This window comes from Microbacterium sp. GXF7504 (genome assembly GCF_054798235.1).
The window spans coordinates 655,278-679,673 of sequence record NZ_JBSJZI010000002.1 but is presented as its reverse complement, the minus strand read 5'-3'; the positions used below and the strand labels follow the sequence as shown (position 1 = coordinate 679,673).

Below are 24,396 nucleotides of genomic sequence, written 5' to 3'. Positions count from 1 at the left end.
CCCTGCCATGACCGGGGGAATTCGTCAGGCTGGTGCGCATGTCGCTCGCCCACGCCGCTCCCGCCGCGCACCTCGCGCTGGCCGAGCGCGTGCGTGAGCGGCTCCGGCGGGACGGCACGGACCCGACCCGTGAGCCGGAGGTCGCGGCGCAGGTCGTGCGCGCGGAGCTCCGGCGGCACAACGACCTCGCGCTCGCCCAGGGTGGCGTCACGATCGACGACGAGGCCGGGGCCGTGCGCGACGTGCTGGCCGCGGTCGGCGGCTTCGGCCCGCTGCAGCCCTACCTCGACGATCCGACGATCGAGGAGATCTGGATCAACGGCCCCGACCGGATCTTCGCAGCGAGGGGCGGCCGAAGCGAACGGCTGCCACTGCGACTCACGGATGCAGGCGTGCAGGATCTCGTCGAACGGATGCTGCACGCCACCGGCCGCCGCGTCGACGTGAGTCAGCCGTTCGTGGACGCGTCCCTCCCCGACGGTTCCCGGCTGCACGTCGTGATCTCCGGGATCACGCGGCGCCACTGGGCCGTGAACATCCGCAAGTTCCTCCCCGCGTACCGCACGCTCGAGCAGCTCGTCGGGATCGGTTCGCTGCCGCCAGACGGTGCCATGCTGCTCGCCGACGCGATGCGGGAGGGTCGCAGCATCCTCGTCTCCGGCGCCACGCACGCGGGCAAGACGACGCTGCTCGCGGCGCTCATCGCGTCGTGTGCGAGCAGGCAGCGGATCGTCACGGTGGAGGAGACCTTCGAGCTCGCGGTCGACGCGCCCGACCTCGTGGCCCTCCAAGGGCGGCAACCGAGTCTCGAGGGGACCGGCGAGGTGACGCTGCGACGGCTCGTCAAGGAGGCGTTGCGGATGCGGCCGGACCGGATCGTCGTCGGCGAGGTGCGCGACGCGGAGGCCCTCGACCTGCTGCTCGCGCTGAACACGGGCGTGCCGTGTGCGGCGTCGATCCATGCGAACAGCGCGCCCGACGCGTTGCGCAAGCTCGCCGCGCTGCCGCTGCTGGCCGGCCGCAACATCGATCGCGCGTTCGTCGTGCCGGCGATCGCCGCCGGGGTCGACCTCGTCGCGCACTGCGCGCTCGGAGCGGACGGTCGGCGTCGCGTGGTCGAGATCGTCGAGACGACGGGGGAGGTCGTCGACGGGACGGTGCGGACGCGCCCGGTGCTCCGGTGGGGTGGTCCGTCATGACCCTGCTCTGGGGCGCGTCGCTCGCCGCGGGTGTGCTCCTCACGATCTCGCCGTGGCTGTGGCCCCGCGGCGTCGCGCGAGCGCCTCGGGACCGGCGGCCGTCGAGGATGACGACGCTCCTCGCCGAGGCGGGGTTCGCGCACCGCCCGCCGACCGTGCTGGTGGTCGCATGTCTCGCGTTCGCCGTCGTCGCCGCGTCGGCCGTGTGGCTCCTCACCGCGGTCCCGGTCCTGGTGCTCGTGTCGGCGCTCGCCGCCGGGGCGCTGCCGGTGCTGTGGCTGCGAGGCCGCGCCCGGTTGCTCCGGCGGGCGCGGCGGATGCTGTGGCCGGACGTCTGCGACCTCCTCATCGCCGCGGTCCGGTCAGGGCTCTCGCTCCCGGATGCGGTCGCGACCCTCGCGACGTCGGCGCCCGCACCCGTGCGCCCCGTGTTCGCCGCCTACGCCCGGGACCTGTCGGCGTCGGGACACTTCGACACCAGCATCCTGCGGGTGAAGGCGGCGCTCGCCGACCCGGTCGCCGACCGGATCGTGGAGACCCTGCGGATGGCGCGCGACGTGGGCGGCACCGAACTCGTGCCGGTGCTGCGTTCGCTCGCGGCGGGGGTGCGCTCGGATGCGACCGTGCGCGGTGAGGCGGAGGCGCGGCAGTCGTGGGTGCGCGGTGCGGCCGTCCTCGGTGTCGTCGCGCCGTGGCTCGTGATGGTGCTGCTGGCGATGCGTCCGGAGGGTGCGCGGGCGTACGCGAGTCCGGAGGGGGTCGTGCTCATCGCCGTGAGCGCGGTCGTGTCGGTGGTCGCGTTCCGGCTCATGCTGCGGCTCGGGCGACTGCCGGAGCCGAGGCGGTGGTTCGGATGACCGGCGCGGACGCCGTCACGCACCTCGCGCTGGGTGTGCTGCTCGGCGGGGCGTTCGGCCTCGGGGTGTGCCTCATCCTGTCCGCGCTGCCGCGGTGGCGGGCGGTGACCCTGGACCGGCGGATCGCGCCGTACCTGCGGGATGTCGCCGATCCGCTCGGGCTCACCCCGCTGTCGCGCCCGGAGCCGTGGCGTGCCTGGGTGCCGGCGCTCGTGGCGCGATTCGGTGACGGGGCCGCGCTGGAGCAGCGTCTGCGCCGTGCGGGGAGGACGACGGATGCCGCCGCGTTCCGCATCCGTCAGCTCGTGTGGGCGCTGGCCGGGCTGCTCCTCGGTGCGGTGCTCGCGGTCGCCGTCGCGCTCGCCGGGACTGTGACCCCGCCGGTGGTCGTGCTGCCGCTGGTCGTCGCGGTGGCGGCGGGTGCCGTGCCGGAGGTGCTGCTGCGTCGTGCGGTCGCGGCGCGTGCGCAGCGGGTGACGGAGGAGTTGCCGACGATCCTCGAGTTCCTGGCGCTCTGCCTGGCCGCCGGCGAGGGCGTCTTCGATGCGGTGCGCCGGGTGGCCGCGATCGGGCAGGGCGAACTCGTGTCGCTGCTGCAGCGGGCGGTGGTCGCGGTGGGGACGGGGTCGACGCTCGCGGACGCGTTGCGCGAGGTCGCACGGGATGCGCACGTGCCGGCCGTGGCGCGCAGCATCGACCAGATCGTCGCCGCGATGGAACGAGGGGCGCCGCTCGCGCAGGTGCTGCAGGCGCAGGCGCAGGACGCGCAGGAGGAGGCGAAGCGCGTGCTCATCGAGCAGGCGGGACGCAAGGAGATCGCGATGCTGTTCCCGCTCGTGTTCCTCATCCTCCCGCTCAGTGTGCTGATCGCGATCTTCCCGGGCGTGCTGATGCTGCGCCTGGGCTGGTGAACCGGCCCCGACGGGCCACGGACGAAGGAGGACGACATGGGTTCGAGGGTCGCCGCGCAGTCGGCGCGGCTCGGAAGGATGCTGCGCGACGCGTGGGGTCGGGTGGTCGGTGACGACCGGGGGGACGTTCCCGGCTGGGTGCTCATCACGTTGATGACCGCGGGGCTCGTCGTCGTGATCTGGGCGCTGGCGGGGCCGGCGCTCAGCGGACTGTTCGAACAGGCGATCTCGCGGGTCTCCGGGTTCTGAGCGATGCGGGTGTGGCCGGACGACGACCGCGGGTCCGCCCCGGTCGAGTTCGTGCTGGTCGGCACCCTGCTGACGGCGTTGACGTTCGGCGTGGTGCAACTGGGGCTCGGTGTGTACGTGCGCAACGTGGTGCACGACGCCGCCGTGGAGGGCGCGTACCACGCCGCGCTCGCCGACGTCACGCTCGACGAGGGTGCCGAGCGGACGCGCGCGGTGATCGTCCGGGCCGTGGGCGACGCGTACGCGCAGGACGTCGCGATCGGTGAGGACACGAGGGACGGGTACCCGGTGGTGCGCGTGACGGTCGTCGCCCCGATGCCGGTGCTGGGGCTCGTGGGGGTCCCCGGGGTGTGGGAGGTCGAGGGTCATGCGCCGGTCGAACGCCTCGACTGACGGCGGACGCCCCGCATGGTGGCGGGGTCTTCGCCATGCGCTCGCCGACGACCGCGGATCGGCGTCGATCGAGTTCCTCGTCGGCGGGCTCCTGCTCCTCGTGCCGGTCGCCTATCTCGTGGTCGCGCTCGGGCTCGTCCAGTCCGGCGCGCTGGGGGTGGAGGCCGCGGCACGGCACACGGCTCGCGCGATCGGGACGGCGTCGGATGCGACGGACGCCGAGCGGCGTGCGGAGCTCATCCTCGCCGACGTCGGCCGCGAGTACGGGCTGCCGGCCGAGACGCTGGAGATCGACCTCGCCTGCGCGGGGGCGTCGGCGTCGTGTCCGGATGCGGGGGAGACATTGACCGTGACGGTGCGCGCCCGCATCCCGCTGCCCCTCGTGCCTCCCGTGCTGGGGCTCGACGACCTGACCTCCATCCCGGTCGAGGCGCAGGCGGTGCAGAAGACGTCGCGGCTGTGGGGGAGCGGGCCGTGACCGCGCGGCGTCGGATGGACGACGACGGCAGCATCCTGCCGCTCGCGCTCGGCTACGCCGTGCTGGCCATCGCGATCGTGCTGGTCTGCGTGTGCGCGACGAGTCTCTACCTCGCCCAGAAGCGGCTGGACGCGGTCGCGGATGCGGCGGCGCTCGCCGGCGCGGACGGCTTCACGCTGACGCTCGTCGCCGGTGAGCCGCAGGCGGTGCTCACCGCCCCCGACGTGCGCGAGCAGGCGGCGGCCGTCGTGGACGTCGCGCCGGGGGATGTGGCGCTGGTGACGGCCGAGACCCCCGACGGCCGCTCGGCGCGGGTGACGGTGGCGGGCACGTGGCATCCGCCGGTGTTCTCCGCGTTCGTCCCGGACGGGGTGGCGCTCACTGCGACCGCGACCAGCCGCACCGGGCTGCGGTGACCGCGCTCACCGCGCCCGCGGCACGAACCGGGGCACCCAGCGCACGAACGCGCCCGCGCCGAGCAGGGCGACGACGCCCATCGCGCCGGCCGCCCACGAGAGCGACAGCGCGGCGGTGATGCCGGAGACGAGCAGCGGGGCCGCGGCGCCGCCCGCATCCGTCAGCGTCCGCCAGGAACCGAGGAACGGCGCGGGGTCGTCCTTCGGGGCGACGTCGGCCCCGAGGGTCAGCAGGATGCCGCTCGAGAGGCCGTTGCCGACGCCCAGCACGGCCGCGAACATCGCGAACCACATCGCCGCCGTGCCCAGGTCGTGCGTGAACGACAGCGCGAGGAACCCGCCGCCCATGAGCACCATCGACGGCAGCGCCGCCCAGAGGCGCCCGAAGCGGTCCATGACCTGTCCGCTCGCGTAGAACAGTGCGAAGTCGATCGCGCCCGAGACGCCCACGACCAGCGCGATGGTCTGTCCGTCGAGGCCGATCGACAGGCCCCACAACGGCAGGATCGCCTGGCGGGCGGCACGCGTGGCGGACAGGGATGCGGCGGCCACACCCAGCCGCGACAGCACGGTGCGGTGCCGCCACATGGTGCGGAAGACCCCTGCGCGTCCGGCCGTCGGGATGGAGCCGGTCACCGGTTCGCCCGAGTCCTCCGCATCCACCGAGGCAGCCACCGACGCCCGCGCATCCGACGGCGATCCCGCCCGCGCGCGGTCGGCCTCGAGCTCGGCGGCGAGCGAGGTCTCCGGATCGGGTCCGAACAGCACGAGCAGCACGACCAGCACCGAGCATCCGGCGAAGAACCAGATCGGCGCCCGTTCGCCGGGGAAGACCGCGAGCAGCGCCGCCGACACGAACGGGCCGATGAAGATGCCGAGCCGGAACGAGCCGCCGAGCAGCGACAGCGCCCGCGCGCGGAAGTGCAGCGGCACGCGGGTCGTCATGAACGCGTGTCGCGCGAGACCGAACGCGGAGGCGCTCACGCCCACCAGCAGCACCGCGGCCGCGAAGACGGCGAGGTTCGGCGCCCACAGTGCGCCGGCCGTCGCGACGATCACGAGCGAACCGGCGCCCGCCATCGTGAGCCGCTCGCCGATCCGCGCCACCAGCGCACCGGCCGGGAGGTTGCCCATCAGCTGCCCGACCGTCAGCGCCGACACGACGACCGCGGCGAGCGTGATGTCTGCGCCGAGCCGCTCGGCGATCACCGGGATGAGCGGGATCACCGCGCCCTCGCCCAACGCGAACAGGATCGTGGGGCCGTAGATCATCGGGGCGAACCGTCCGAGGACGGCCGCGGCGCCGGGTGCTGAGGATTCGTCGCGGTCGCTCATCGGTTCCACGTTAGTCTGGAGTGTCATGCTCGAGCTCGATCTCTCCGCCGCCATCCAGGCGCTCCGTTCCACCTACGCCGACATCGAGGCGGTGGTCGACGTGGACGCGCTCCGTGCCGACATCGCCCGCCTGAGTGATGAGGCGGGTGCCCCAGACCTCTGGGACGACGTCGAGAAGGCGCAGAAGGTCACCAGCGCCCTCAGTCACAAGCAGGCACAGCTCAAGCGCATCTCCGACGTCGGACAGCGTCTCGACGACCTCGAGGTGCTCGTCGAGCTCGCCAACGAGATGGAGGACGAGGAGTCGGCGGAGGAGGCCCGCAAGGAGCTCGCCGACCTCGAGAAGGTCATCGGCGACCTCGAGGTGCAGACGCTCCTCGACGGCGAGTACGACGACCGCGCCGCCGTCGTCACGATCCGCTCCGGTGCGGGCGGCGACGACGCCACCGACTTCGCCGAGATGCTCATGCGCATGTACCTGCGCTGGGCCGAGCGTCACGGCTACCCCGTGAAGGTCATGGACACCTCCTACGCGGAGGGCGCGGGCATCAAGTCCACCACGTTCGAGGTGAACGCCCCGTACGCCTACGGCACCCTCTCGGTCGAGGCCGGCACCCACCGCCTCGCCCGGATCAGCCCGTTCGGCTCCGCCGACAAGCGCCAGACGAGCTTCGCCGCCGTCGAGGTCATCCCCGTCATGGAGGAGGCCGTCGAGGTCGACATCCCGGAGAACGACATCCGCGTCGACGTCTTCCGCTCCTCAGGCCCCGGTGGCCAGTCGGTCAACACCACCGACTCCGCCGTGCGCATCACGCACCTCCCCACCGGCATCGTCGTCTCGATGCAGAACGAGAAGTCGCAGATCCAGAACCGCGCCGCCGCCATGCGCGTGCTGCAGACCCGCCTGCTCCTGCTGAAGAAGGAGGAGGAGGCCGCGAAGAAGAAGGAACTCGCCGGCACCATCACCGCGAGCTGGGGCGATCAGATGCGCTCCTACTTCCTCTACGGGCAGCAGCTCGTCAAGGACCTCCGCACCGGCTACGAGGTCGGCAACCCGGCGACCGTGTTCGACGGCGACCTCGACGGGCTCATCGCCGCCGGCATCCGCTGGCGCAAGCGCAAGGACGACGACGACTGACGCGGATGCGGCGCGCCGGGCGCGGTGCCCGGGATCGCGGCCTCGCCCGCTTAGGCTGACCAGGCCATGATCCGGTTCGAAAACGTCTACAAGCGGTATCGCGGCACCTCCAAACCCGCGCTCCAGAACGTGGACTTCGAGGTGCAACGCGGAGAGTTCGTCTTCCTCGTGGGGGCCTCGGGATCGGGCAAGTCGTCCTGTCTGCGCCTCATCCTGCGTGAGGACGTCCCCAGTGAGGGCCGTGTCGTCGTCGCCGGCCGTGACCTGCGCGCCCTGCCCAACCGCAAGGTGCCGTACTTCCGCCGCCACGTCGGCGCCGTCTTCCAGGACTTCCGCCTGCTGCCGACCAAGACCGTCTTCCAGAACGTCGCGTTCAGCCTGCAGGTGATCGGCTCGTCCAAGGGCTTCATCCAGCAGGCCGTGCCGGAGGCGCTCGACCTCGTCGGCCTCGCCGGCAAGGAGAAGCGCCTGCCGCACGAGCTCTCCGGCGGTGAGCAGCAGCGCGTCGCGATCGCCCGTGCGCTCGTGAACCGGCCGCAACTCCTCCTCGCCGACGAGCCCACCGGAAACCTCGACCCCGCCACATCCGTCGACATCATGCAGCTGCTCGCCCGCATCAACGCCGGGGGCACCACGGTCGTCATGGCCACGCACGAGGCCGGCTTCGTGAACCAGATGCGGCGCCGGGTCATCGAGCTCAAGCAGGGCGAGATCGTCCGCGACGAGTCGAGCGGCGGGTACGGCGACACGTCGGGCATCCCGCGCCTCACGCCCGAGGCCGAGCGCGGCGCCGCGGCGACCGCAGCCCTCACCGCGGTGCAGGAGCTCCGGCGCGAGATCTCCGAGACCGGTCAGATCGAGCCGTTGCGGCTCGACGAGCTCGACCGTGAGCCGCGTGAGGACGCCGCGCCCGCGGTGGAGCCGGCACCCGTGACCCGCTCCGTGCCGGTCACCCCGATCCCCGACGTCGCGGTGGAGGAGCTCGGTCTCGCCGACCGCCTCGGCCTCGGCCAGGACGACGACGAAGTGGGGCCGACCCGATGAGGAGTGGTCTGATCCTCGGCGAGGCCCTGAGCGGTCTGCGCCGCAACGCCTCCATGGTGGTGTCGGTCGTGCTCGTGACCTTCGTGTCGCTCACGTTCGTGGGCGCCGCGGTGCTCATGCAGCTGCAGATCGGCAAGATGAAGGACTTCTGGGTCGACCGCGCCCAGGTCGCCGTGTACATGTGCACGAGCGTGTCGACGACCGACACCTGTGCCGACGGCGCCGCGGCGACCGAGGAGCAGATCGAGGCGGTGGAGGCCGAGCTGAACGGTCCCGCGCTGACCCCCCTCATCCGCGACTACACGTTCCAGACGAGCGACGAGGCGTACGACGACGCGATCGCGCAGCTCGGCGACGAGTACGTCGGCGTCATCACGCCCGACCAGATCAACGCGACCTTCTCGATCAACCTCGTCGACCAGACGAACTCCGACGTCATCGCCGAGGCGTTCGGCGGCATGGACGGCGTCGAGGAGGTGGCGGATCAGATGCAGTACCTGGAGCCGCTGTTCTCCGCGCTGACGGTCGCCACCTACATCGCGGTCGGGATCGCCGGACTCATGCTCATCGCCGCGGTCCTGCTCATCGCGACGACGATCCGACTGTCCGCCTTCGCCAGGCGCAAGGAGATCGGCATCATGCGCCTCGTCGGTGCGTCGAACCGGTTCATCCAGACGCCGTTCGTGCTGGAGGGCGTGTTCGCCGCGCTCATCGGTTCGGTGCTCGCGAGCGTGGCGGTGTGGGCGGGCGTCGAGTTCGGTGTGGGCGGCTACCTGCGCGAGCGCATCGCGTTCGTGACCACGTGGGTGGGCCCCGGCGACCTCGCGATCGTCATCCCGGTGATCATCGTGATCGGCGTCGTGCTCGCGGCGGCGTCGGCGAGCTTCGCCATCCGGCGGTGGCTGCGGGCGTGACCCGCGCCGCTCGTTGATAGACTGACGGGCTGCCGCAGCAGGTGCGGCCGTCGAACAGGAGTGCAACCATGCCCAGGGAACGCGGAGAGAAGGTCATCGCGACCAACCGCCGCGCGCGTCACGAGTACTCGGTCGAGAAGACGTACGAGGCGGGCCTCGTGCTCACCGGCACCGAGGTGAAGTCGCTGCGCGAGGGCCGGGCGAACCTGTCCGACGGATACGCGTTCATCGACAACGGCCAGGCGTACCTGGATGCAGTGCACATCCCGGAGTACTCGCAGGGGCACTGGACGAACCACTCGGCCAAGCGCACCCGCAAGCTGCTCCTCCACAAGGAGGAGATCATCAAGCTCTCCCACGCGGTCGCCGCCGGTGGCTACACGCTCGTGCCGCTGAAGCTGTACTTCTCCGACGGTCGCGCGAAGGTCGAGATCGCGGTCGCGAAGGGCAAGCGCGAGTACGACAAGCGTCAGACCCTGCGGGAACGGCAGGACAAGCGCGAGGCCGAGCGGGCCATGCGCACCCGCAACCGCATGGGGGAGTGACCCGCCGCATCCGTTCCGCCTCGCGGATGACGGATGCGGGCGGCTGCCGCCTCAGCGGACGAGGGGCTCCGCGTCCTGCGGCACCGTGCGGTCGGTGAACGACGCCTTCGGCACGAACAGCAGCAGCACGGCTGCGACGAGCGCGGTGACGCCGCAGACGGTCCACACGGTGAGGTAGCCGGTGAACGAGCCCGCCGTGCCCTCGACGCCGCCCGCCTGCGCGGCCGTGCCCGCGAACAGTGCGATGCCGAAGACGCAGGATGCGATGGCGCCGCCGACCGTCTTCACCGAGTTCGTGAGCCCGGTGGCGACGCCGGTCTGCGCCGCGGGGGCGGCCGCCGCGGCCGCCGCGGGGAGCGCCGCGACGAGGGCGCCGGAGCCCAGGCCGACGACGACCATGTTCGTGATGACCTGCGCGTACGCGTCGTGGAACGGCAGGAAGAGCAGGAACCCGACGCCGACGAACACCGCCGCGGCGAACAGGGCACGGCGCGGGGTGACGAGCCGCGAGACGGCCGGGTACAGCAGTGCGCCGGTGATCATCGCGATGAGGTAGACCCCGATGATGAGCGACGTCGCGAAGCCGGCGGTGCCGAGCCCGTAGCCGTACACGTCGGGGTCGGTGCGGGCGAAGGTCGACAGCGGCGCCTGTGCACCGAGGACGCTCACGCCGAACAGGCCCGCGGTGAGGAACACCGGGCCGAGCGCGGGCGAGCGGAACATGCGCACGTCGACCAGCGGGTCGGGATGGCGCAGCTCCCACAGGGCGAACGGGATGACCAGGAGCAGGCCGAGGACGACCACGCCCCACGACAGTACGTCTCCGGGGCCGTTGATGCGCAGGAGGCTCAGGCCGCCGGTGAAGGCCAGCAGGGCGAGCGTGATGAGCACGAACCCGACCGTGTCGAGGCGGCCGCCGGCGGGGTTCGGCGATTCCTTCACGCCGAAGAGCACGACGACGAAGCAGACGACGACGAGCAGTGCCGGGACGAGCAGGACGACCGACAGCGGCAGCACGTCGACGAGTGCGCCGCCGATCAGGGCGCCGGCGATGGCGCCGCCCTCGAGGGCGGCGACGAGGAGCCCGGCCGCGCGCGCGGTGATGACGGTGCGGGCCGCCATGGTGCGCGAGCGCGACCAGATGAGTGCAATCTCGAGCGGCAGCCAGACCACGTAGAAGCCTTGCAGCGCCCACGCGATGAGGAACACGGCGAACGAGTCGGTGAACGGCAGCACGAGGGATGCGGCGGCGGTCGCGGCGGTCGAGACGAGCAGCATCCGTTTGTGGCCGACCATGTCGCCGAGCTTCGCCAGGACCGGCACGACGAGCGCGGACAGCATCAGCTGCGCGCCCTCGAGCCAGTTCACGTCGGCGTCGTGGATGCCGAGGTGCCGGGCGATGTCGGTGAGCATCGGGGTGTAGTAGCCCTGCAGCACGCCGCTGGTGAACTCGACGAAGGCGAGGAAGCCGACGACCCCGGCGAGGGCGCCGAGCGTGACGCGCTGCGTCATGGTGCTCCTTTGCACGAGGGCTCAGCCGAGCCCGGTGATGAGGGCGCGGTGGAAGTGTTCCCCGCGCTGGAGGGCGTCGATGCCGACGCGTTCGTCGACACCGTGGACGGATGCCCGCTGCGCGGCGCTCATGGTCAGCGGGGCGAAGCGGTAGACGGCGGGCGCGAACCGGTGGAAGTGGCGGGCGTCGCTGGCCTGCATCATCACGTACGGCACCGTGGCGGCCTCGGGGTACGAGGCGGCGACGGCGCGGGTGACGGCGGCGAACGGGGCGCCCTCGACCGAGGACTCCGGTGAGGGGTCGTCGCCTTCGAGGACGGTCACCTGCACGTCGGGGTCGTCGATCTGCCGGATGACGCGGGCCACGGTGCCCTCGACGGTCTCGCCGAGCGCGATGCGGAGGTTGACGGTCGCGGATGCGGACGAGGGGAGCACGTTCGGGGCGGTGCCGCCGGACTGCATCGTCGCGGCGACGGTCGTGCGCACGAGAGCGGCCGGTTCGCCGCCCATCGCGGCGAACACCCGACCGGTGACGGCGGGGAACGCGGCGAGCAGCCGGTACAGCAGGCGCGGGCCGAGGTCGGCCTGCGCGGCGAGGATCGACAGCATCCGCCGGATGGCGACCGGCACGTGCGGGCGGAACGTGCCGGGTTCGAGGCTGTCGATCGCGCGGGCGATGCGGCGGACGGCGGTGATGGGCGGTGGTGCGGACGCGTGTCCGCCGGCGCCCTGGGCGGTGAGGAGGAGGCTGACGAACCCCTTCTCGCCGACGCCGACCATGGCGGCCTGCCCGTGGAGGAACGGCAGCGGGGCGTCGACGACGGCGCCGCCCTCGTCGATGACCAGGAACGGCGTGACACCGCGTTCGTGGAGGACACGCGCCATCTCGCGGGCGGCGTCGCCGAAGGTCTCCTCGTTGCCGCCGAACGCGAGGTACACGTCGCGTGCCGGCGTGAAGCCGGCGGCGAGGAGGTTCTCGACGGCCTCGAGGATGACGACGAGGGGGCCCTTGTCGTCGAGGGCGCCGCGGCCGAACACGAAGCCGTCGGCGATGCGCCCCTCGAACGGCGGGTACGTCCACGCGTCGTTCTCGTCGACCGGGACGACGTCGAAGTGCGCCATGAGCACGACCGGGTCGGCATCCGTGCGTCCGGCCCACCGGTAGAGGAGCCCGAGCTCGGTGTGCCGTTCGAGCGTGAGGTGCTCGTGCACGAGCGGGTACAGCTCGACGAGGAGGTCGGCGAAGGCCTCGAACGGTGCCATCCCGCGCCGGTCGAGCTCGGCGGACACGGTCGGCAGCCGTATCATGCGCGACAGGCGCTCGGCGATGCCGGGGCGGACGTCGGCACGATCGGCGGTCATGGGCACGAGCCTAGTGAGCGGCGAGGTCGGGATGCGGCTGCGCCGCGCCCGCATCCGTGTGCGCCCGGCCCCGGTCACGCCCGTTGCCGTCGCCAGCGTCCCAGCGGGGACCGGGCCCGTTGCCATCGCCGGTGTGGATCGACCCACCCGGGCGCGCTGACCCAGGGTTCACCGGCACGCATCTCGATGCGCCACCCGCCGGTGTCGATCGTGCGGTGGTGGAACCAGCAGAGGAGCACGCCGTTGTCGGTGTGGGTCGGGCCGCCCCTCGCAGCCTCCTGCACGTGGTGGACCTCGCACCAGGTGGCGGGGACATGGCAGCCGGGGATGACGCATGCGCCGTCGCGGAGGGTGATCGCCCGACGCTGGTGGGCGGAGAACGTGCGCTGCGGGAGTCCGAGGGAGAGGATGCGGCCGTCGGGGGCCTGCACGACCCGCTGCACCGCGCCGGCGCACCCCGTGTGCCGTGCGACCGATGCCGGGACGGCGGTGCGGTCGTCGTCGGCGCCCTGGACGAACGCCGTCCCGTTCCCGCGCTCCAGCTCGTCGGCCGTGACGGCGACGACGAGGGTCGGCGCGGCGCCGCCCAGTGTGGGTGTGTCGTGGTGCGTGGCTGCGACGGTGAGGATGCCTGCCAGTGCATCGTGCCGCTGCTGGGTGCTCGAGCGATGCTCGTGGTCTTCGACGAGCTCGTCGTCGCGGAAGGTCGGGCCGGTGCCGGCGTCGTCGACCCGCGGGTTCAGATAGGCGTCGATCAGTCGCTGCAGCTGCGCGGCCACGTCGGGCAGGAGCTCCCCGCGGAGCGGCACGGTGCCCTCGCGCAGCCGCCCCAGCGTGAGTCCGCGTCGGCGGAGGCCCTTCGCTTCGTCGGGGAGTGCGCCGTCGGGGTCGAGGACGAGCGCCCAGGTCTGCGCCATGATCCGGACCTCATCCGCCGTGCACGGCGGTTCGGCGTCGTCTGCCGACGTCGGCGGTCGGCCGATCGCCGACGCGACGAGCTCGCCGACGGCCGCGTCGATCGCACCGGGATCCGCGCCGCGCTCGGCTGCGGGGGAGAGGGTGCGTGCGATCGCGGTCGCGGCGTCGAGCGACAGCATCCCACCGGTGAGCGCCGACCGTACGGCACGGAACCTGCCAGGCAGCACCTCGCCGGTGATCGAGACGAGGTCGCGCAGCGGTTCGGCGGTCGCGATGCGGTCGCGTGCCGTACGGCCGGACACGAGGAGGGCGCGTTCGAGGAGTTCGGCCGCGTTGCGGCAGCCGAGCCGGGCGGCGAGTCCTTCCATCCCGAGGCTCCGTCGCGAGCGATCGGCCAGTTCACCCGCGGCGAAGACGCGGGCGGCGTCGACGAGTCGTCCGGGCGACTCCGCCTCTCGGGTCGCATCGATGAGGTCTTCGTCGGACAGCCTGGCGAGGGATGCGGGATCGGTCAACGTCGCGAGGGCCTCGCGCAGCATCCCGGTGATGCCGGGAGCGGGAGGCGGGACGCTGATCGTCATGCCCACATTCTCCTCGGGGCCTCCGACATCCAGACGCGTCAAACACCAGGTCACAACGGAGATTGTGGACAACTTATCGAGACTGCATGTTCTCGCCACCTGGGGAGGAGAGGACGACGGAGCGGGCCCGGGAATGGGTGATGTCGCCGACCTGTTGTATCCTGTGATGCTCGGGTGCTCTGCATCCGGGATTGGCAACTCAAGAGTGTGACAGTGGCCCTTCGCGAGAAGGTTCCATGGGGCTGATCGGTTTCGACAGCGCCTGCGAATCCGCGAGAAGCGGGCCGAGGATGTGGGGTTATCTCGTAAACGCTCCCCGCAAACCAATAAGTGCCGATGCAAAGCGCACTGACTTCGCCCTCGCTGCGTAAGCGAGCCCGATAGTCCGTCAGACCGTATGTGATTCCGATACGGATCCTGGCGTCATCTAGGAATCTTGCTGTGTGGCGGCGCCTGGACGTCACGCGGGACTCTTCCCAGGCTGGGCTTGTCGACTTAGGTGTCTGTGACAAAGGTCGGAGCCGAGCAGAACGTCTGCACAGACTGCGCCCGGAGAAGACGCGGAGACCCAGCGTTGGACGGGGGTTCGATTCCCCCCAGCTCCACTCAACCACTGTCACACGAAAGGGCCCGAGACCCGCGGAATCACGCGGATCTCGGGCCCTTTCTCTTTTCTCGCTCCGCGAACCTCGAAATCTTCATCTACGCAGCAGGAGCCACGGTGCTAGCGATGCCGATGCTGCGTCCGACATCAGCGGATATCGACGCAGTCGGATGGCCACCTCTGGCGCCACTCGCTGGAGAGATCCTCTTCCGGGTCACCCCCAATCAGGTGGGCTGAATCGAATGCCGGCGTTTCGCCATGCGCGGCTTGCACTTCGTTTGAGGCGTTCGTTGCAGTGCACGCTGCACACGCGACGATCACGGTGGACCCAATGAGTTCGCTCAGGAATCGGAGCATCGCACCAGATGCACGGGTCGCCATCGGAAGCTCGGCCGTCGGGGTGTGCGAGTGCAGCGCGATACCAGCTCCAGAAGTCTCCGTTCGGCCCGTTGCCGGATTGAATGAGGACCCACTCGGGCAGCTTGGAACGGGCTTTGCGTGCCCCGATGCGCGCCCGGAGTTCCTGTTCACCCAGCGTCATCCTGGTGATGAACGCTTCCTCTGTGATGATTTCCAGTTTCTGGCCCGCCTCGATCTGAGCGAACGCCTTCGTCAGTTTGCTTGAGAAGGCGGCGCCGGGTCGAAAAGAGCGCTCGTCGAAGTCACCCGTGACGAGAATCGTTGTCTTCCGCGTGACTCCGTCCTGCCACGTGCCGCCTTGCTCGACGACGAGCTCGCGTGCGCGTTCGCGGATCATCATCTTGAGTGCGCCGGTGAAGCAGACAACCTCGCCGGCGAACCCAGTGCCGATGATGTCGTCGCTCTTCGCTGTCAGCGCGGCGAACACGGCGTCCTCGCTTTCCGACCACGTCGGCGCGACAGGTACTGCGAGTGCGCGACTCAGATCCCATACGTCCGTCGCGCCGATACGTTCGGCGAGAGCGACCAGAACGAGCGCCGACGCGCGCGCGTCAGCCAGCGGATCGTGGTGGTCGAAAGCCGGCAGACCCAGGTGTTCGGTCACCCAGGGTAAGGAATAAGAAGGTACGCGGAGCGCCGCACGCGCCAGTTCCAGCGTGCACAACGTGTTGAGCGTCGGCAGGCTGAGATCGTACGCACTACATGCGTTCTGAAGCACGGACACATCGAAACTTACGTTGTGCCCGACGACCACGTCGTCCTGAAGGAACGAACGGAGATCGCGATAGACCGCGGGCCATATGGGGGCGTCCGCAACCATCGTTGAATCGATCCCGTGCACGCGAGTATTCGCAGACTCGAAGTCGTCTGCCCCGCCGGGTGGGCAGACGAGTGCGCGGTACTCGTCGACGATCACGCCGTCTCGTGTTCTCACTGCCGCCACCGCGCACACTGAATCGTGCGACCTGTTCGCGGTCTCGAAATCAACCGCGACGAAGTTGAGCCCCATAACCGTCCCCCCGACTTTCGAACCTCACGTTACGCAGGCGGAGATCGCGACCATGTGCGGCGCGCCATCCGCCCAGCCGGTCATTTTGTCGGTCTTGGGTCGCGTAACGTTCTGCGTGCGTGGCGTAACCGCCACAATGGAGCCATGTCCTCCTCTGTGGAACGCCGCAACCCGACCGCCTGGGCCGCCTTCTGGGTCGGCCTCCTCGGCCTCGTGCTCATGCCCATCCCGCTGTTCATCGGGCTCGTCGTGGGCGGTGGCCTCTCGATCGTCGCCGCGATCCTCGTCGTCATCGCCCTTCTGAAGGGCCTCGCCCGCAGCGGCAAGGGCATCGCGCCCGTCGTGTTCGCCGCCATCTTCGTGCTGCTCACCTGGGGCGGCATCTCGATCGGCGGCGGCATCATCTGGTGACCCGGGGGCGGATGCGGCCGCGCACCGCCCGAAACGTGCTCAGCCGCTGAGCGCACCCGCGCAGAGCGCCGCGCCGAACACCGCGACCGCGCACCCGCCGACGATGCCGGTGGCGCGGCGGACGCCCGCTCCGGCATGCCGGTGCAGCAGCGCGCCGACGCCGACGAGCAGCACCTGCCACGCGAGGGATGCGGCGGCCACCCCCGCGACGAACGCCGACCCGGACATGGGGGAGCGGACGGTCGAGGCGAGCCCCGCCACGATCGCCGCGAAGACGAGCAGCGTCGCCGGGTTCAGCGCCGTGAGCCCGACGAAGGCGGCGAAGCGGCGCCATCCGCCGCCCGGACGAGGCTCGCGACCCACAGCCTCCGCAGGCTGCGTCCGCAACGCGCGCATCGCGCGGTGCAGCCCGAGGGCGACGAGCACCAGGCCGCCGACCACCCCGGGCCAGACGCCCCAGCCGGTGATCACCGGTGCGAGCGCGGCTCCCGCGAACACCGCCAGCGCGGCGTATCCGGCGTCGACCGTCGCGACACCCGCTGCGGCGGGAAGCCCCCGGCGGAGACCCCACGTCGCGCCCTCCGCGAGCAGCAGCACCCCGACGGCGCCGAGGGGCACCGCGAGCGCGAGCCCCGCGAGCACGCCGGCCGCGAACGCAGTGGGATCCATGCGTCACAGCATCCTTGACGCCGCGAAGCTTGCTGCCAGATCGGGCGTGGAACTGCGATGATCGCTGTCATGGACGCGATCGACGAACAGATCCTCGGCATCCTGCGGGACGACGCCCGTGCATCGTTCAGTGCGATCGGGCGGGAGGTCGGGCTCAGCACGAACGCGGTCGCCGCGCGGGTCCGTCGCCTTGAGGCCGACGGTGTCATCCTCGGCTATCGCGCGATCCTCGCAACCGATCTGCCGGACCCGGCCGCCGCGCTCGAGGCGTTCATCGACGTCAGGCTCCGCGACGACCGCGACTCGGACGCGTTCCTCGCCTGGGCGGGTGCCGTGCGCGAGATCGTCGACGCGGTGCACGTCACGGGGCCGTACGACTACCTGCTGCGCGTGCACGCCCGCGACACCGGGGCGCTGAACACGCTGCTCCGGCGGCTCAAACGCGAGGGCGGGGCGGCGCAGACCGAGACGCGCCTCGCGCTGCGCAGCACGTGAGTCAGACCGGGAAGCCGGTCGTCAGCGCGTGCATGAGGTCGTCGGTCAGCCACTCCGGCCGGTCGCGCAGCACGGGCGGCTCGATCCGCACCCGCTCCGGCGTCCACGCCGGCGTCACGACCGACCCCATGAGTGCGTACGAGTCCGGTTCGAGCAGACGCAGCGCCTTGTACGACCCGGCGGGGATGCTGATGACCGGGTGTGCCGCATCCAGCACGGTCGTGCGCACCGCTCCCGCCTCGTCCACCGTGATGTATTCCACCGGTCCGCCGTCGAGGAGCATGTGGGTGTCGTCCGATGCGAGGTGGTGCCAGGCGTTGATGGGCCGCTCGGCATCGAGCAGGTAGTGGATGACGTTGCAGGCGGTCGTGTCGCCGAGTTCGCTCGCGACCGGCACCGTCGAACGGAAGACCGGCGCCCACCAGCCGGATTCGCCCTCGAGCGGCTGCAGTCCGAGCCGCTCGATCCAGTCCGCCGAGCTCACGCGTCCGGTCGCTCGATGAGCAGGAGCCCCTGGCGGGTGTCGGAGACGATCACCCAACCGTCGCCGAACTCGTACGTCATGCCGTACCCGTCCTCGTCGAGATCCAGCGCGGTGTCGGGGTTCTCGGTGACGCGGTCGTGGTCCGGATCGTCGACCATGCGCCATCCGCTCGCCAGCAGGTCGGCGCGTGCCGTGCGCGCGACCTCCGGGTCGACGGGTGCCCAGCCGTAGATCTGCACGTGGTCGCTCGCGACGCTGTAGTCGCCCCACACGCACCACAGGCCTTCGGGCACCTCGGTCGCGCCGATGCGGAACGTGTCGGCCTCCGCGGTCCAGCCCTGCTCGGTGAAGCTCTCGACCACCTCGGGCAGGATCAGCGTCTCGCAGGTGGGGACGGCGTCGGCGTCCTCGGTGGGGGTGACCGTCGGTTCCGGCGTCGGGGTCGAGGTGACCGCATCCGCCGTCGGCGTCGCGGTGGGTGCCTCCTCGGCCGCGCCGCCGCAGCCGACGAGCAGGAGGACGGATGCGGCGGCCACCGTGAGCGCCGTGCCGGTGCGGCGCCGGATCATGCGCCCGCCCGCTCGCCGTGGAAGAAGTCGAGGAACGTCTCGTGCAGCACGCCGTTCGTCGCGAGGGACGAACCCCCGGTGAGCGTCTCCGACCCGTCGAAGGCGGTGAAGCGTCCGCCGGCCTCGGTGACGATCGGCCAGTGCGCGGCGATGTCGTACTCCTTCACGTCGAACTCGGCGACCATCTCGAGCCGGCCCTCGGCGAGGAGCATGTACGGCCAGGCGTCGCCGTAGCCGCGGTCGCGCCACACGGCGCGGCTCAGGCGCAGCACGTCGTCGGCGCGGCCCACGCCGTCCCACTGCTGCATGCTCTGGTAGCTCACGCTCGCCCGGGCGAGCTCGTCGACGTCCGACACACGGATACGGCGGGGTCCGTCGGCCGTGGCCGTCCAGGCACCGAGCCCCGTCGCGCCCCACCAGCGGCGGCCGATCGCAGGCTGGCTGACCACACCGACCTGCGGCACGCCGTCCACGGCGAGCGCGATGAGGGTCGCCCACATCGGGATGCCGCGGAGGTAGTTGTGCGTACCGTCGATCGGGTCGATGATCCACTGCCGTGCGCTGTCGCCCTCGGCGCCGTACTCCTCGCCGAACACCCCGTCGTCGGGGCGCTCGGTTGCGAGGATCTCGCGGATCGCGCGTTCGGTGGCGAGATCCGCCTCCGTCACGTACGACGCGTCGGGCTTGGCGTGCACATCGAGGTCCGCGGCGTCGAACCGTGCCATCGAGGCCGCGTCCGCCGCATCCGCGAGGCGGAGGGCGAGGTCGAGATCGTCGGACAGGGTCGAGGGCGCACCCGGGACCGGGGAGTGGGGGGACGTCACCCCGCCAGGATACCGGTCGCCGCGACGCGCCCGAGGTGCGTGGGGACGGGGCTCGATTCGCGCACCCGGCGGGGTCGATGCTAGTGTTAATCCTCGGTTCGGGAGAGCGAAAAACCGCCCGGATCACGCACCTCTAGCTCAATCGGCAGAGCAACTGACTCTTAATCAGTGGGTTCTGGGTTCGAGTCCCAGGGGGTGCACGGACAGCCCCGCAGAGTCTCGCCACTCTGCGGGGCTTTCTGCTTCGGTCGTCAGCCCGCCCGTGCGGGGATGCGGGAGAGCACCCGCTCCAGCCACGCGGTCCTCGTCCGCCGGGCGGCCTGCGACAGCGCCGCAGCCGGGTAGCTGGCGTCGAACCCGTGGATGCCGCCGGTCCAGACGTGCAGGTCGGCGGCGCCGCCCGCGGCCCAGATGCGTGACGCGTACGCCACGTCCTCGTCGCGGAACACCTCGGCGGTGCCCGCGTCGATGTACGCCGGGGGCAGGCCGGACAGATCATCGGCGAGCGCGGGCGACGCGTAGGGCGACGCCGGGACCGCCTCCGGCAGGAGCGCGCCCCACGCGAACGCGTTGGACTCCTTCGACCACACCCCGGGCCCGGTGAACTGCTGCGCCGAGACGGTGTCGTTGCGGTGGTCCAGCATGGGGCAGCCCAGCACCTGCGCGGCGATGCGGGGACCCCCGCGGTCCCGCGCCAGGAGGGCGAGGCCGGCGGTGACGCCCCCACCTGCGCTCACCCCGGCCACGACGAGCCGGTCCGGGTCGACGCCGAACTCCGGCGCCGCCGCCGCGAACCATTCGAGCGCGGCGTACGCGTCCTCGACGATCGCGGAACCCGTGGCCTCGGGCGCGAGCCGGTAGTCGACGGTGGCGATCACCGCGCCCAACGCGTCCAGCCAGTCGAGCGGCACGCTGAGCTGGGAGAACCGGTCGCCCATCACCATGCCCCCGCCGTGGAGCCAGAGGATCCCCGGCGCGGGTCGGCCGCCTGCATGTGGCGCGAGGACCGTCACCGGGAGCGGATGCCCGTCCCGCGCGGTCACGGTGACCTCGGTGCGGTCGACGTCACGGTCGGCGAGCAGCGGTTCGATCGGCGCCGTCGCGTACGGCCGGATGCGGGGGAGCGAGGTCGCGTCCAACGCCGGGAAGTCTGGGAGCGCCGATGCGAGCGCCTGCAGCTCCGGGTCCACCGCCGGCCGGCGCGGCGCCGTCATCGGAGCACGGCCTTCCCGCCGACGGGCACGAGCGCGCTGTACTGCGGCTCCTCGGCGAGCAGACCGTCGAACTGCGCGATCATGCGCTGCGCGGCGTCGCCGCCGAAGAACCGGTGGTGGTCGGCTTCACTCGTCCACCCCTCGATGACGCTCGCGACGTCGGGGTTCTCGCTGGATCGGCTGACGAGGTAGACGAGGCAGTACTCGCTCGCGGCGGGATTGCCCTCGTCGAGTCCGGTCAGGAGCAGCTCGACGAGCTCGGCTCCCCGACCCGGACGGGCGGTCATGGTGGCGGTGAATCCGTAGGTGACGGTTGTCGTATCGGTCATGCCTCCATCACACGCTCGACCGCGGCGGGCACCTAGACCGATCCGCGCCGATCCTTGCCCGATCCTGCCGTGCCCGCGGCGGGCGCGCGTCCGTCGGCGGTCAGGGTCTCGCGAAGGCGCGCCGCGTCCCGGCTCGGCGCCTCGCCGAACAGCCGCCGGTACTCCCGGCTGAACTGCGACGGGCTCTCGTAGCCCACGGCGTACGCCACCTCGCCGACGTCGCCGGCGTGCTGCACGAGCCGCAGGCGTGCCTCGTGCAACCGCACCTGCTTCTGGAACTGGATCGGACTCATCGCGGTCACCTGATGGAACGCGCGGTGGAACGCCGACGGACTCATGCGTGCGCGTCGTGCCAGCTCCTCGATCCGCACCGGCTCGGCGTACCGTTCCCGGATCCAGCCTGCGACGCCGCGCACGCGGTCGAGCGTGCTGCCTGCGACGCCGAGCTGCCGCACCGCGGCGCCCGCCGCATCCGTCATCACGAGCCAGAGGATCTCGCGTTCGATCAACGGTGCGAGCGCCGGGATGTCGTCCGGGTGGTCGAGCAGGCGCAGCATCCGCACCACCGCGTCGAGCAGGCGGGGGGACACGGTGCCGACCGCGACGCCCGGCGGGGAGGCCGCGGGCGCCGCGGGTTCGCGGAGGACCTCGGCGGCAGGACTCAGCATGAGTTCGCCGACGACCTCGGGGCGGATCCGCATCCCGAACCCGAGCGCGGGATGCTGCGGTGTGACGTCGGTGAAGCGGCCCGTGGTCGGAAGGTCGAGCGACGCGACGAGATACTGGCCCGGCCCGTACCCGTGGATCGTGTCACCGACCGCCAACCGCTTGGTGCCCTGCCCGACCACGGCGAGCATGGTGCCGGTGCCGCCGACGTCGAGCGGACCGGGCGCGTCCAGTCGCGCGACCGAAACGCCCGGGATCGCGGACCAGCGCAGCCCCGTGCGCGCGTGTCGCGTCACGAGCGTGCACAGCTCCTGCAGCGACATGTGCAGAGTCAACCAGCACGCCGCCGCGCACACCACGGTTCATCCGTCGCGGATGCCGGGTGTCGCCCCCGGACATGCGGCATCCGCGACGGATGAAGCCGGATCAGCCGAGCGGGGCGCCCCCGCGGATGTCGTCGAGCATCGCCTTCGGCATCGCGAACGCGCCGCCGCCGCCGAGGTTGACGAGGATGCCGAGCTCGGGGTCCATGCCGGCCACGAGCACGCGGCCGTCCATCGGCACGCCGTAACGGGCGACGTCGATCGTCTCCTCGAGCGCGTCGACGGTGGCGCCGATGACGAGGTAGTCGACCTCGTCGACGCGCGAGATGACCGGGTCGATCGCGCCGGCCTCCGGGTCGGAGATCGAGGGCACGTAAATCTCGGTCTCGAGGAAGGCGTCGATGAGTTCGATGTGGCTGATCTCGCCGGCCTCCGCGCGGGCGGCGAGGGCGGTCAGGTCGTGGGGGGTCGCAGTCATGATCCTCCGATCCTTGCAGCACGAAGGCCCGCGGTCGCTGTGACCCCGGGCCCTCGTGCGTGTCGTGACGGTCAGGCGGCGTCGCCGACGAGCACCGCGGCGGCCTCCTCGGCCGCATCCGCCTCGGTCGCGTCGACCCGTGCCAGCACGCGGCGGAAGCAGGCGATGACGGCGGTCGCGACGAGCATGGCGGCGGCTGCGAACGCGTACGGCACGGCGGCGCCGTACGCGTGCCACAGCCAGGCCGCGACCGGCGGGGCTGCGGCGCCGCCGAGGAAGCGCACCGCCGAGTACGCCGACGACGCCACGGACCGGGGGAGATCCGTCGATTCCATGACCGCCTCGGTGAGGACGGTGTTCATGACGCCGAGCAGCAGTCCGCCCACGACGATGCAGGCGACGAGTCCGGCCGCATCCTCCACGACGACCGCCGCGGCGACGAGGTCCGCCGCGAGGAGCGGCAGCGTCCACAGCATGACGGTCGTACGCCGGAGCCGGCGGAGCAGGAGCGGTGCGCCCCAGACGCTGGAGATCGCCAGCGCGACGCCCCAGCCGAAGAACGTGAACCCGATCCCCATCGCACCGAACCCGAGCGGGAACGGCGAGAAGGCCAGCAGTACGAAGAACCCGACGTTGTAGAACAGCGCCGCCACGGCCAGCACGGCGAGCGCCGGGCGCCCGAGCGCGCGGAACGGCGCGGAGAACGGCACCGGGGTGGGCTTCGCCGCGCCCTTCGTGCGAAGGAGCGTCGCGACCGCGACGAACGCGATCGCCATGAGCGCGACCACGCCGAAGAACGGACCGCGCCAGCTCGTCTCGCCGAGGAGGCCGCCCAGGAGCGGGCCGACCGCCATGCCCAGGCCGAGCGCCGCCTCGTACAGCACGATCGCCGCGCCGCTGCCGCCGCTGCTCGCACCCACGATCGTGGCGAGCGCGGTGGAGAGGAACAGGGCGTTGCCGAGCCCCCAGCCGGCGCGGAAGCCGATGACGGCGTCGACGCTGCCGGACAGTGCGCACAGCAGCGCGAACGCGACGATGAGCCCGAGACCGACCAGGAGCGTCGCCTTCGCGCCGATGCGGCTCGAGATCCAGCTCGTAATGAGCATCGCGAGCCCGGTCACGACCAGGTAGCTGGTGAACAGGAGCTCGGTCTCGACCGCGGTCGCATCGAGCGACTCCGCGATCGCGGGCAGGATCGGGTCGACGAGCCCGATCCCCATGAACGCCACCATGCTGGCGAACGCCACCGCCCAGACCGACGCCGGCTGCTGCCGGAACGACGCCGTGCCGTGCCCGCTCATCGGGTGGCCGCCGGGACGGCCTCGGCACGTTCGGTGAGGATGCGGGAGGCATGCTCCAGCGCGGCCCACTCGGCCTCGGTGAGGTCGGCGAACAGCGGTTCGAGCGCGGTGCCGAGCTCGGTCTTCCAGGCGGCGAGCGCCCGGGACCCGGCTTCGGTCGGCGCGACGACCGTCGCCCGCGAGTCGTCGGGGTCGTTCGTGCGGGTCACGAGCCCCTGGTCGACGAGCTGCCCGACGAGCCGGGTCATCCCGGGCTGGGTGGTGCGCGCCAGCCGCGCGAGGTCGCCCACGCGGAGCGGGCCCTGCTGCAGGAGGCTCAGTGCGCGCCACTGCGCCGAGGGCGCGTCGTTCTGCGTCGACAGGGCCGCGATGCGGGTGAGCGCGTGCGCGGCGATGACGATCCGTTCGATGTCGTCGGCTCTGGTCATCCCTCGATCATATAACCGAGGTATATAACTCCGGTATCGATCTCGGGATCAGTCGCGGATGCGGCGGCGCATGAGCTTCTGCTCGTCGCCGGAGACCCGCGAGTCGCTCGGGACGATGTGCCCGCGCTTGGCGCGGAAGAGGTCGACGACCGTCCCGATGGCGAGCGCCATCGTGGTGCCCCAGCTCAGCCACGCGAGGGCGGTCCGCCAGGTGAAGGGTTCGTCGGAGTTGCGCAGGCTCTTGAGCAGGGTGAACCCGCCGAGGATCGCGCTGAACAGTCCGGAGCCGAAGAGATACCCACGCATGTGCCCACGCTAGC

Annotated in this window: 29 protein-coding genes, 1 tRNA gene and 1 other RNA gene; 15 read left to right on the top strand and 16 right to left on the bottom strand. The window is 71.5% G+C overall.

Annotated features, from left to right (window positions below):
• Positions 1-38 precede the first annotated feature (38 nt).
• Genes ACWAUO_RS07450 through ACWAUO_RS07420 form a run of 7 tightly spaced genes read left to right on the top strand, consistent with a single transcriptional unit; the run spans position 39 to position 4,503 of the window.
• Complete coding sequence (locus ACWAUO_RS07450) at positions 39-1,199, top strand: CpaF family protein (protein ID WP_460774318.1); 1,161 nt, start codon at positions 39-41, stop codon at positions 1,197-1,199.
• Positions 1,196-2,056, top strand: coding sequence for a type II secretion system F family protein (locus ACWAUO_RS07445; protein ID WP_460774316.1), 861 nt, complete (start codon positions 1,196-1,198; stop codon positions 2,054-2,056). Before ACWAUO_RS07450 ends, ACWAUO_RS07445 begins: the two co-directional genes overlap by 4 nt.
• Positions 2,053-2,967 (top strand): type II secretion system F family protein, encoded by a 915-nt coding sequence (locus ACWAUO_RS07440; RefSeq protein WP_460774315.1) that lies wholly within the window; start codon positions 2,053-2,055, stop codon positions 2,965-2,967. The genes ACWAUO_RS07445 and ACWAUO_RS07440 overlap by 4 nt, the downstream gene beginning before the upstream one ends.
• A 36-nt stretch (positions 2,968-3,003) precedes the next feature.
• Positions 3,004-3,216 (top strand): hypothetical protein, encoded by a 213-nt coding sequence (locus ACWAUO_RS07435; RefSeq protein WP_460774378.1) that lies wholly within the window; start codon positions 3,004-3,006, stop codon positions 3,214-3,216.
• 3 nt (positions 3,217-3,219) lie between these two features.
• Entirely contained in the window at positions 3,220-3,609 is a 390-nt protein-coding gene (locus ACWAUO_RS07430) for a TadE/TadG family type IV pilus assembly protein (RefSeq protein WP_460774313.1), read from the top strand.
• Positions 3,584-4,087 carry a TadE family protein gene (locus ACWAUO_RS07425; protein WP_460774311.1) on the top strand — a complete coding sequence of 168 codons (504 nt, stop codon included), beginning with the start codon at positions 3,584-3,586 and terminating at the stop codon, positions 4,085-4,087. The genes ACWAUO_RS07430 and ACWAUO_RS07425 overlap by 26 nt, the downstream gene beginning before the upstream one ends.
• Positions 4,088-4,101: 14 nt before the next feature.
• Positions 4,102-4,503, top strand: coding sequence for a pilus assembly protein TadG-related protein (locus ACWAUO_RS07420; RefSeq protein WP_460774377.1), 402 nt, complete (start codon positions 4,102-4,104; stop codon positions 4,501-4,503).
• 6 nt (positions 4,504-4,509) lie between these two features.
• Here the strand turns inward: ACWAUO_RS07420 and ACWAUO_RS07415 are convergent, their stop codons facing one another.
• Positions 4,510-5,838 (bottom strand): MFS transporter, encoded by a 1,329-nt coding sequence (locus tag ACWAUO_RS07415; RefSeq protein ID WP_460774309.1) that lies wholly within the window; start codon positions 5,836-5,838, stop codon positions 4,510-4,512.
• Between the two features lie 25 nt (positions 5,839-5,863).
• On the opposite strand from ACWAUO_RS07415, the gene prfB reads away from it, so the two are divergent.
• The 4 genes from prfB (at position 5,864) to smpB (ending at position 9,479) form a co-directional block, all read left to right on the top strand.
• Complete coding sequence (prfB, locus tag ACWAUO_RS07410; protein ID WP_460774307.1) at positions 5,864-6,976, top strand: peptide chain release factor 2; 1,113 nt, start codon at positions 5,864-5,866, stop codon at positions 6,974-6,976.
• Between the two features lie 66 nt (positions 6,977-7,042).
• Positions 7,043-8,020: a cell division ATP-binding protein FtsE gene (gene ftsE, locus ACWAUO_RS07405; RefSeq protein ID WP_460774306.1), complete on the top strand. Its 978-nt coding sequence runs from the start codon at positions 7,043-7,045 to the stop codon at positions 8,018-8,020.
• Positions 8,017-8,934: a permease-like cell division protein FtsX gene (gene ftsX, locus ACWAUO_RS07400; RefSeq protein WP_460774304.1), complete on the top strand. Its 918-nt coding sequence runs from the start codon at positions 8,017-8,019 to the stop codon at positions 8,932-8,934. Before ftsE ends, ftsX begins: the two co-directional genes overlap by 4 nt.
• Positions 8,935-9,002: 68 nt before the next feature.
• Positions 9,003-9,479, top strand: coding sequence for an SsrA-binding protein SmpB (gene smpB / locus ACWAUO_RS07395; protein WP_460774302.1), 477 nt, complete (start codon positions 9,003-9,005; stop codon positions 9,477-9,479).
• A gap of 51 nt (positions 9,480-9,530) precedes the next feature.
• Here the strand turns inward: smpB and ACWAUO_RS07390 are convergent, their stop codons facing one another.
• The 3 genes from ACWAUO_RS07390 to ACWAUO_RS07380 form a co-directional block, all read right to left on the bottom strand.
• Positions 9,531-10,991: an MFS transporter gene (locus tag ACWAUO_RS07390; protein WP_460774300.1), complete on the bottom strand. Its 1,461-nt coding sequence runs from the start codon at positions 10,989-10,991 to the stop codon at positions 9,531-9,533.
• Positions 10,992-11,012: 21 nt separating this feature from the next.
• Entirely contained in the window at positions 11,013-12,353 is a 1,341-nt protein-coding gene (locus ACWAUO_RS07385) for a M20/M25/M40 family metallo-hydrolase (protein ID WP_460774298.1), read from the bottom strand.
• 74 nt (positions 12,354-12,427) lie between these two features.
• Positions 12,428-13,852 (bottom strand): HNH endonuclease signature motif containing protein, encoded by a 1,425-nt coding sequence (locus ACWAUO_RS07380; protein ID WP_460774297.1) that lies wholly within the window; start codon positions 13,850-13,852, stop codon positions 12,428-12,430.
• 238 nt (positions 13,853-14,090) lie between these two features.
• On the opposite strand from ACWAUO_RS07380, the gene ssrA reads away from it, so the two are divergent.
• Positions 14,091-14,460, top strand: a transfer-messenger RNA (tmRNA) gene (ssrA, locus tag ACWAUO_RS07375).
• A gap of 210 nt (positions 14,461-14,670) precedes the next feature.
• Here the strand turns inward: ssrA and ACWAUO_RS07370 are convergent.
• Complete coding sequence (locus ACWAUO_RS07370) at positions 14,671-15,885, bottom strand: exonuclease domain-containing protein (RefSeq protein WP_460774295.1); 1,215 nt, start codon at positions 15,883-15,885, stop codon at positions 14,671-14,673.
• A gap of 144 nt (positions 15,886-16,029) precedes the next feature.
• Here ACWAUO_RS07370 and ACWAUO_RS07365 point away from each other — a divergent pair, with 144 nt between their 5' ends.
• Complete coding sequence (locus ACWAUO_RS07365; protein ID WP_460774294.1) at positions 16,030-16,296, top strand: hypothetical protein; 267 nt, start codon at positions 16,030-16,032, stop codon at positions 16,294-16,296.
• Positions 16,297-16,335: 39 nt separating this feature from the next.
• Here ACWAUO_RS07365 and ACWAUO_RS07360 read toward each other — a convergent pair whose 3' ends face one another.
• A complete protein-coding gene (locus ACWAUO_RS07360) occupies positions 16,336-16,965 on the bottom strand; it encodes a LysE family transporter (protein ID WP_460774292.1) in 630 nt (209 codons plus the stop codon).
• A gap of 69 nt (positions 16,966-17,034) precedes the next feature.
• On the opposite strand from ACWAUO_RS07360, the gene ACWAUO_RS07355 reads away from it, so the two are divergent.
• Positions 17,035-17,460, top strand: coding sequence for an Lrp/AsnC family transcriptional regulator (locus ACWAUO_RS07355; RefSeq protein ID WP_460774289.1), 426 nt, complete (start codon positions 17,035-17,037; stop codon positions 17,458-17,460).
• A gap of 1 nt (position 17,461) precedes the next feature.
• Here the strand turns inward: ACWAUO_RS07355 and ACWAUO_RS07350 are convergent, their stop codons facing one another.
• Genes ACWAUO_RS07350 through ACWAUO_RS07340 form a run of 3 tightly spaced genes read right to left on the bottom strand, consistent with a single transcriptional unit; the run spans position 17,462 to position 19,337 of the window.
• Entirely contained in the window at positions 17,462-17,944 is a 483-nt protein-coding gene (locus ACWAUO_RS07350; protein WP_460774287.1) for a cupin domain-containing protein, read from the bottom strand.
• Positions 17,941-18,513 carry a hypothetical protein gene (locus ACWAUO_RS07345; protein ID WP_460774286.1) on the bottom strand — a complete coding sequence of 191 codons (573 nt, stop codon included), beginning with the start codon at positions 18,511-18,513 and terminating at the stop codon, positions 17,941-17,943. Before ACWAUO_RS07345 ends, ACWAUO_RS07350 begins: the two co-directional genes overlap by 4 nt.
• On the bottom strand, positions 18,510-19,337 hold the full coding sequence (locus ACWAUO_RS07340) for an inositol monophosphatase family protein (RefSeq protein WP_460774284.1): 828 nt from the start codon (positions 19,335-19,337) through the stop codon (positions 18,510-18,512). Before ACWAUO_RS07340 ends, ACWAUO_RS07345 begins: the two co-directional genes overlap by 4 nt.
• Positions 19,338-19,464: 127 nt before the next feature.
• Between ACWAUO_RS07340 and ACWAUO_RS07335 the strand changes: the two genes are divergently transcribed.
• Positions 19,465-19,537, top strand: a tRNA-Lys gene (locus ACWAUO_RS07335).
• A gap of 51 nt (positions 19,538-19,588) precedes the next feature.
• Here ACWAUO_RS07335 and ACWAUO_RS07330 read toward each other — a convergent pair.
• The 7 genes from ACWAUO_RS07330 to ACWAUO_RS07300 all read right to left on the bottom strand — a co-directional run bounded on the left by ACWAUO_RS07330 (position 19,589) and on the right by ACWAUO_RS07300 (position 24,382).
• On the bottom strand, positions 19,589-20,551 hold the full coding sequence (locus ACWAUO_RS07330; RefSeq protein ID WP_460774283.1) for an alpha/beta hydrolase: 963 nt from the start codon (positions 20,549-20,551) through the stop codon (positions 19,589-19,591).
• The gene (locus tag ACWAUO_RS07325) at positions 20,548-20,880 is read right to left on the bottom strand and encodes a putative quinol monooxygenase (protein ID WP_460774282.1); all 333 of its coding nucleotides are present in this window, start codon (positions 20,878-20,880) and stop codon (positions 20,548-20,550) included. Before ACWAUO_RS07325 ends, ACWAUO_RS07330 begins: the two co-directional genes overlap by 4 nt.
• A gap of 32 nt (positions 20,881-20,912) precedes the next feature.
• Positions 20,913-21,869 (bottom strand): AraC family transcriptional regulator, encoded by a 957-nt coding sequence (locus ACWAUO_RS07320; protein ID WP_460774280.1) that lies wholly within the window; start codon positions 21,867-21,869, stop codon positions 20,913-20,915.
• 103 nt (positions 21,870-21,972) lie between these two features.
• Positions 21,973-22,347 carry an SseB family protein gene (locus tag ACWAUO_RS07315; RefSeq protein WP_460774279.1) on the bottom strand — a complete coding sequence of 125 codons (375 nt, stop codon included), beginning with the start codon at positions 22,345-22,347 and terminating at the stop codon, positions 21,973-21,975.
• A 71-nt stretch (positions 22,348-22,418) separates the two neighbouring features.
• Positions 22,419-23,648, bottom strand: coding sequence for an MFS transporter (locus ACWAUO_RS07310; RefSeq protein WP_460774278.1), 1,230 nt, complete (start codon positions 23,646-23,648; stop codon positions 22,419-22,421).
• Positions 23,645-24,076: a MarR family winged helix-turn-helix transcriptional regulator gene (locus tag ACWAUO_RS07305; RefSeq protein ID WP_460774277.1), complete on the bottom strand. Its 432-nt coding sequence runs from the start codon at positions 24,074-24,076 to the stop codon at positions 23,645-23,647. Before ACWAUO_RS07305 ends, ACWAUO_RS07310 begins: the two co-directional genes overlap by 4 nt.
• A 48-nt stretch (positions 24,077-24,124) precedes the next feature.
• Positions 24,125-24,382 (bottom strand): hypothetical protein, encoded by a 258-nt coding sequence (locus ACWAUO_RS07300; protein ID WP_460774275.1) that lies wholly within the window; start codon positions 24,380-24,382, stop codon positions 24,125-24,127.
• Between the last annotated feature and the right edge of the window lie 14 nt (positions 24,383-24,396).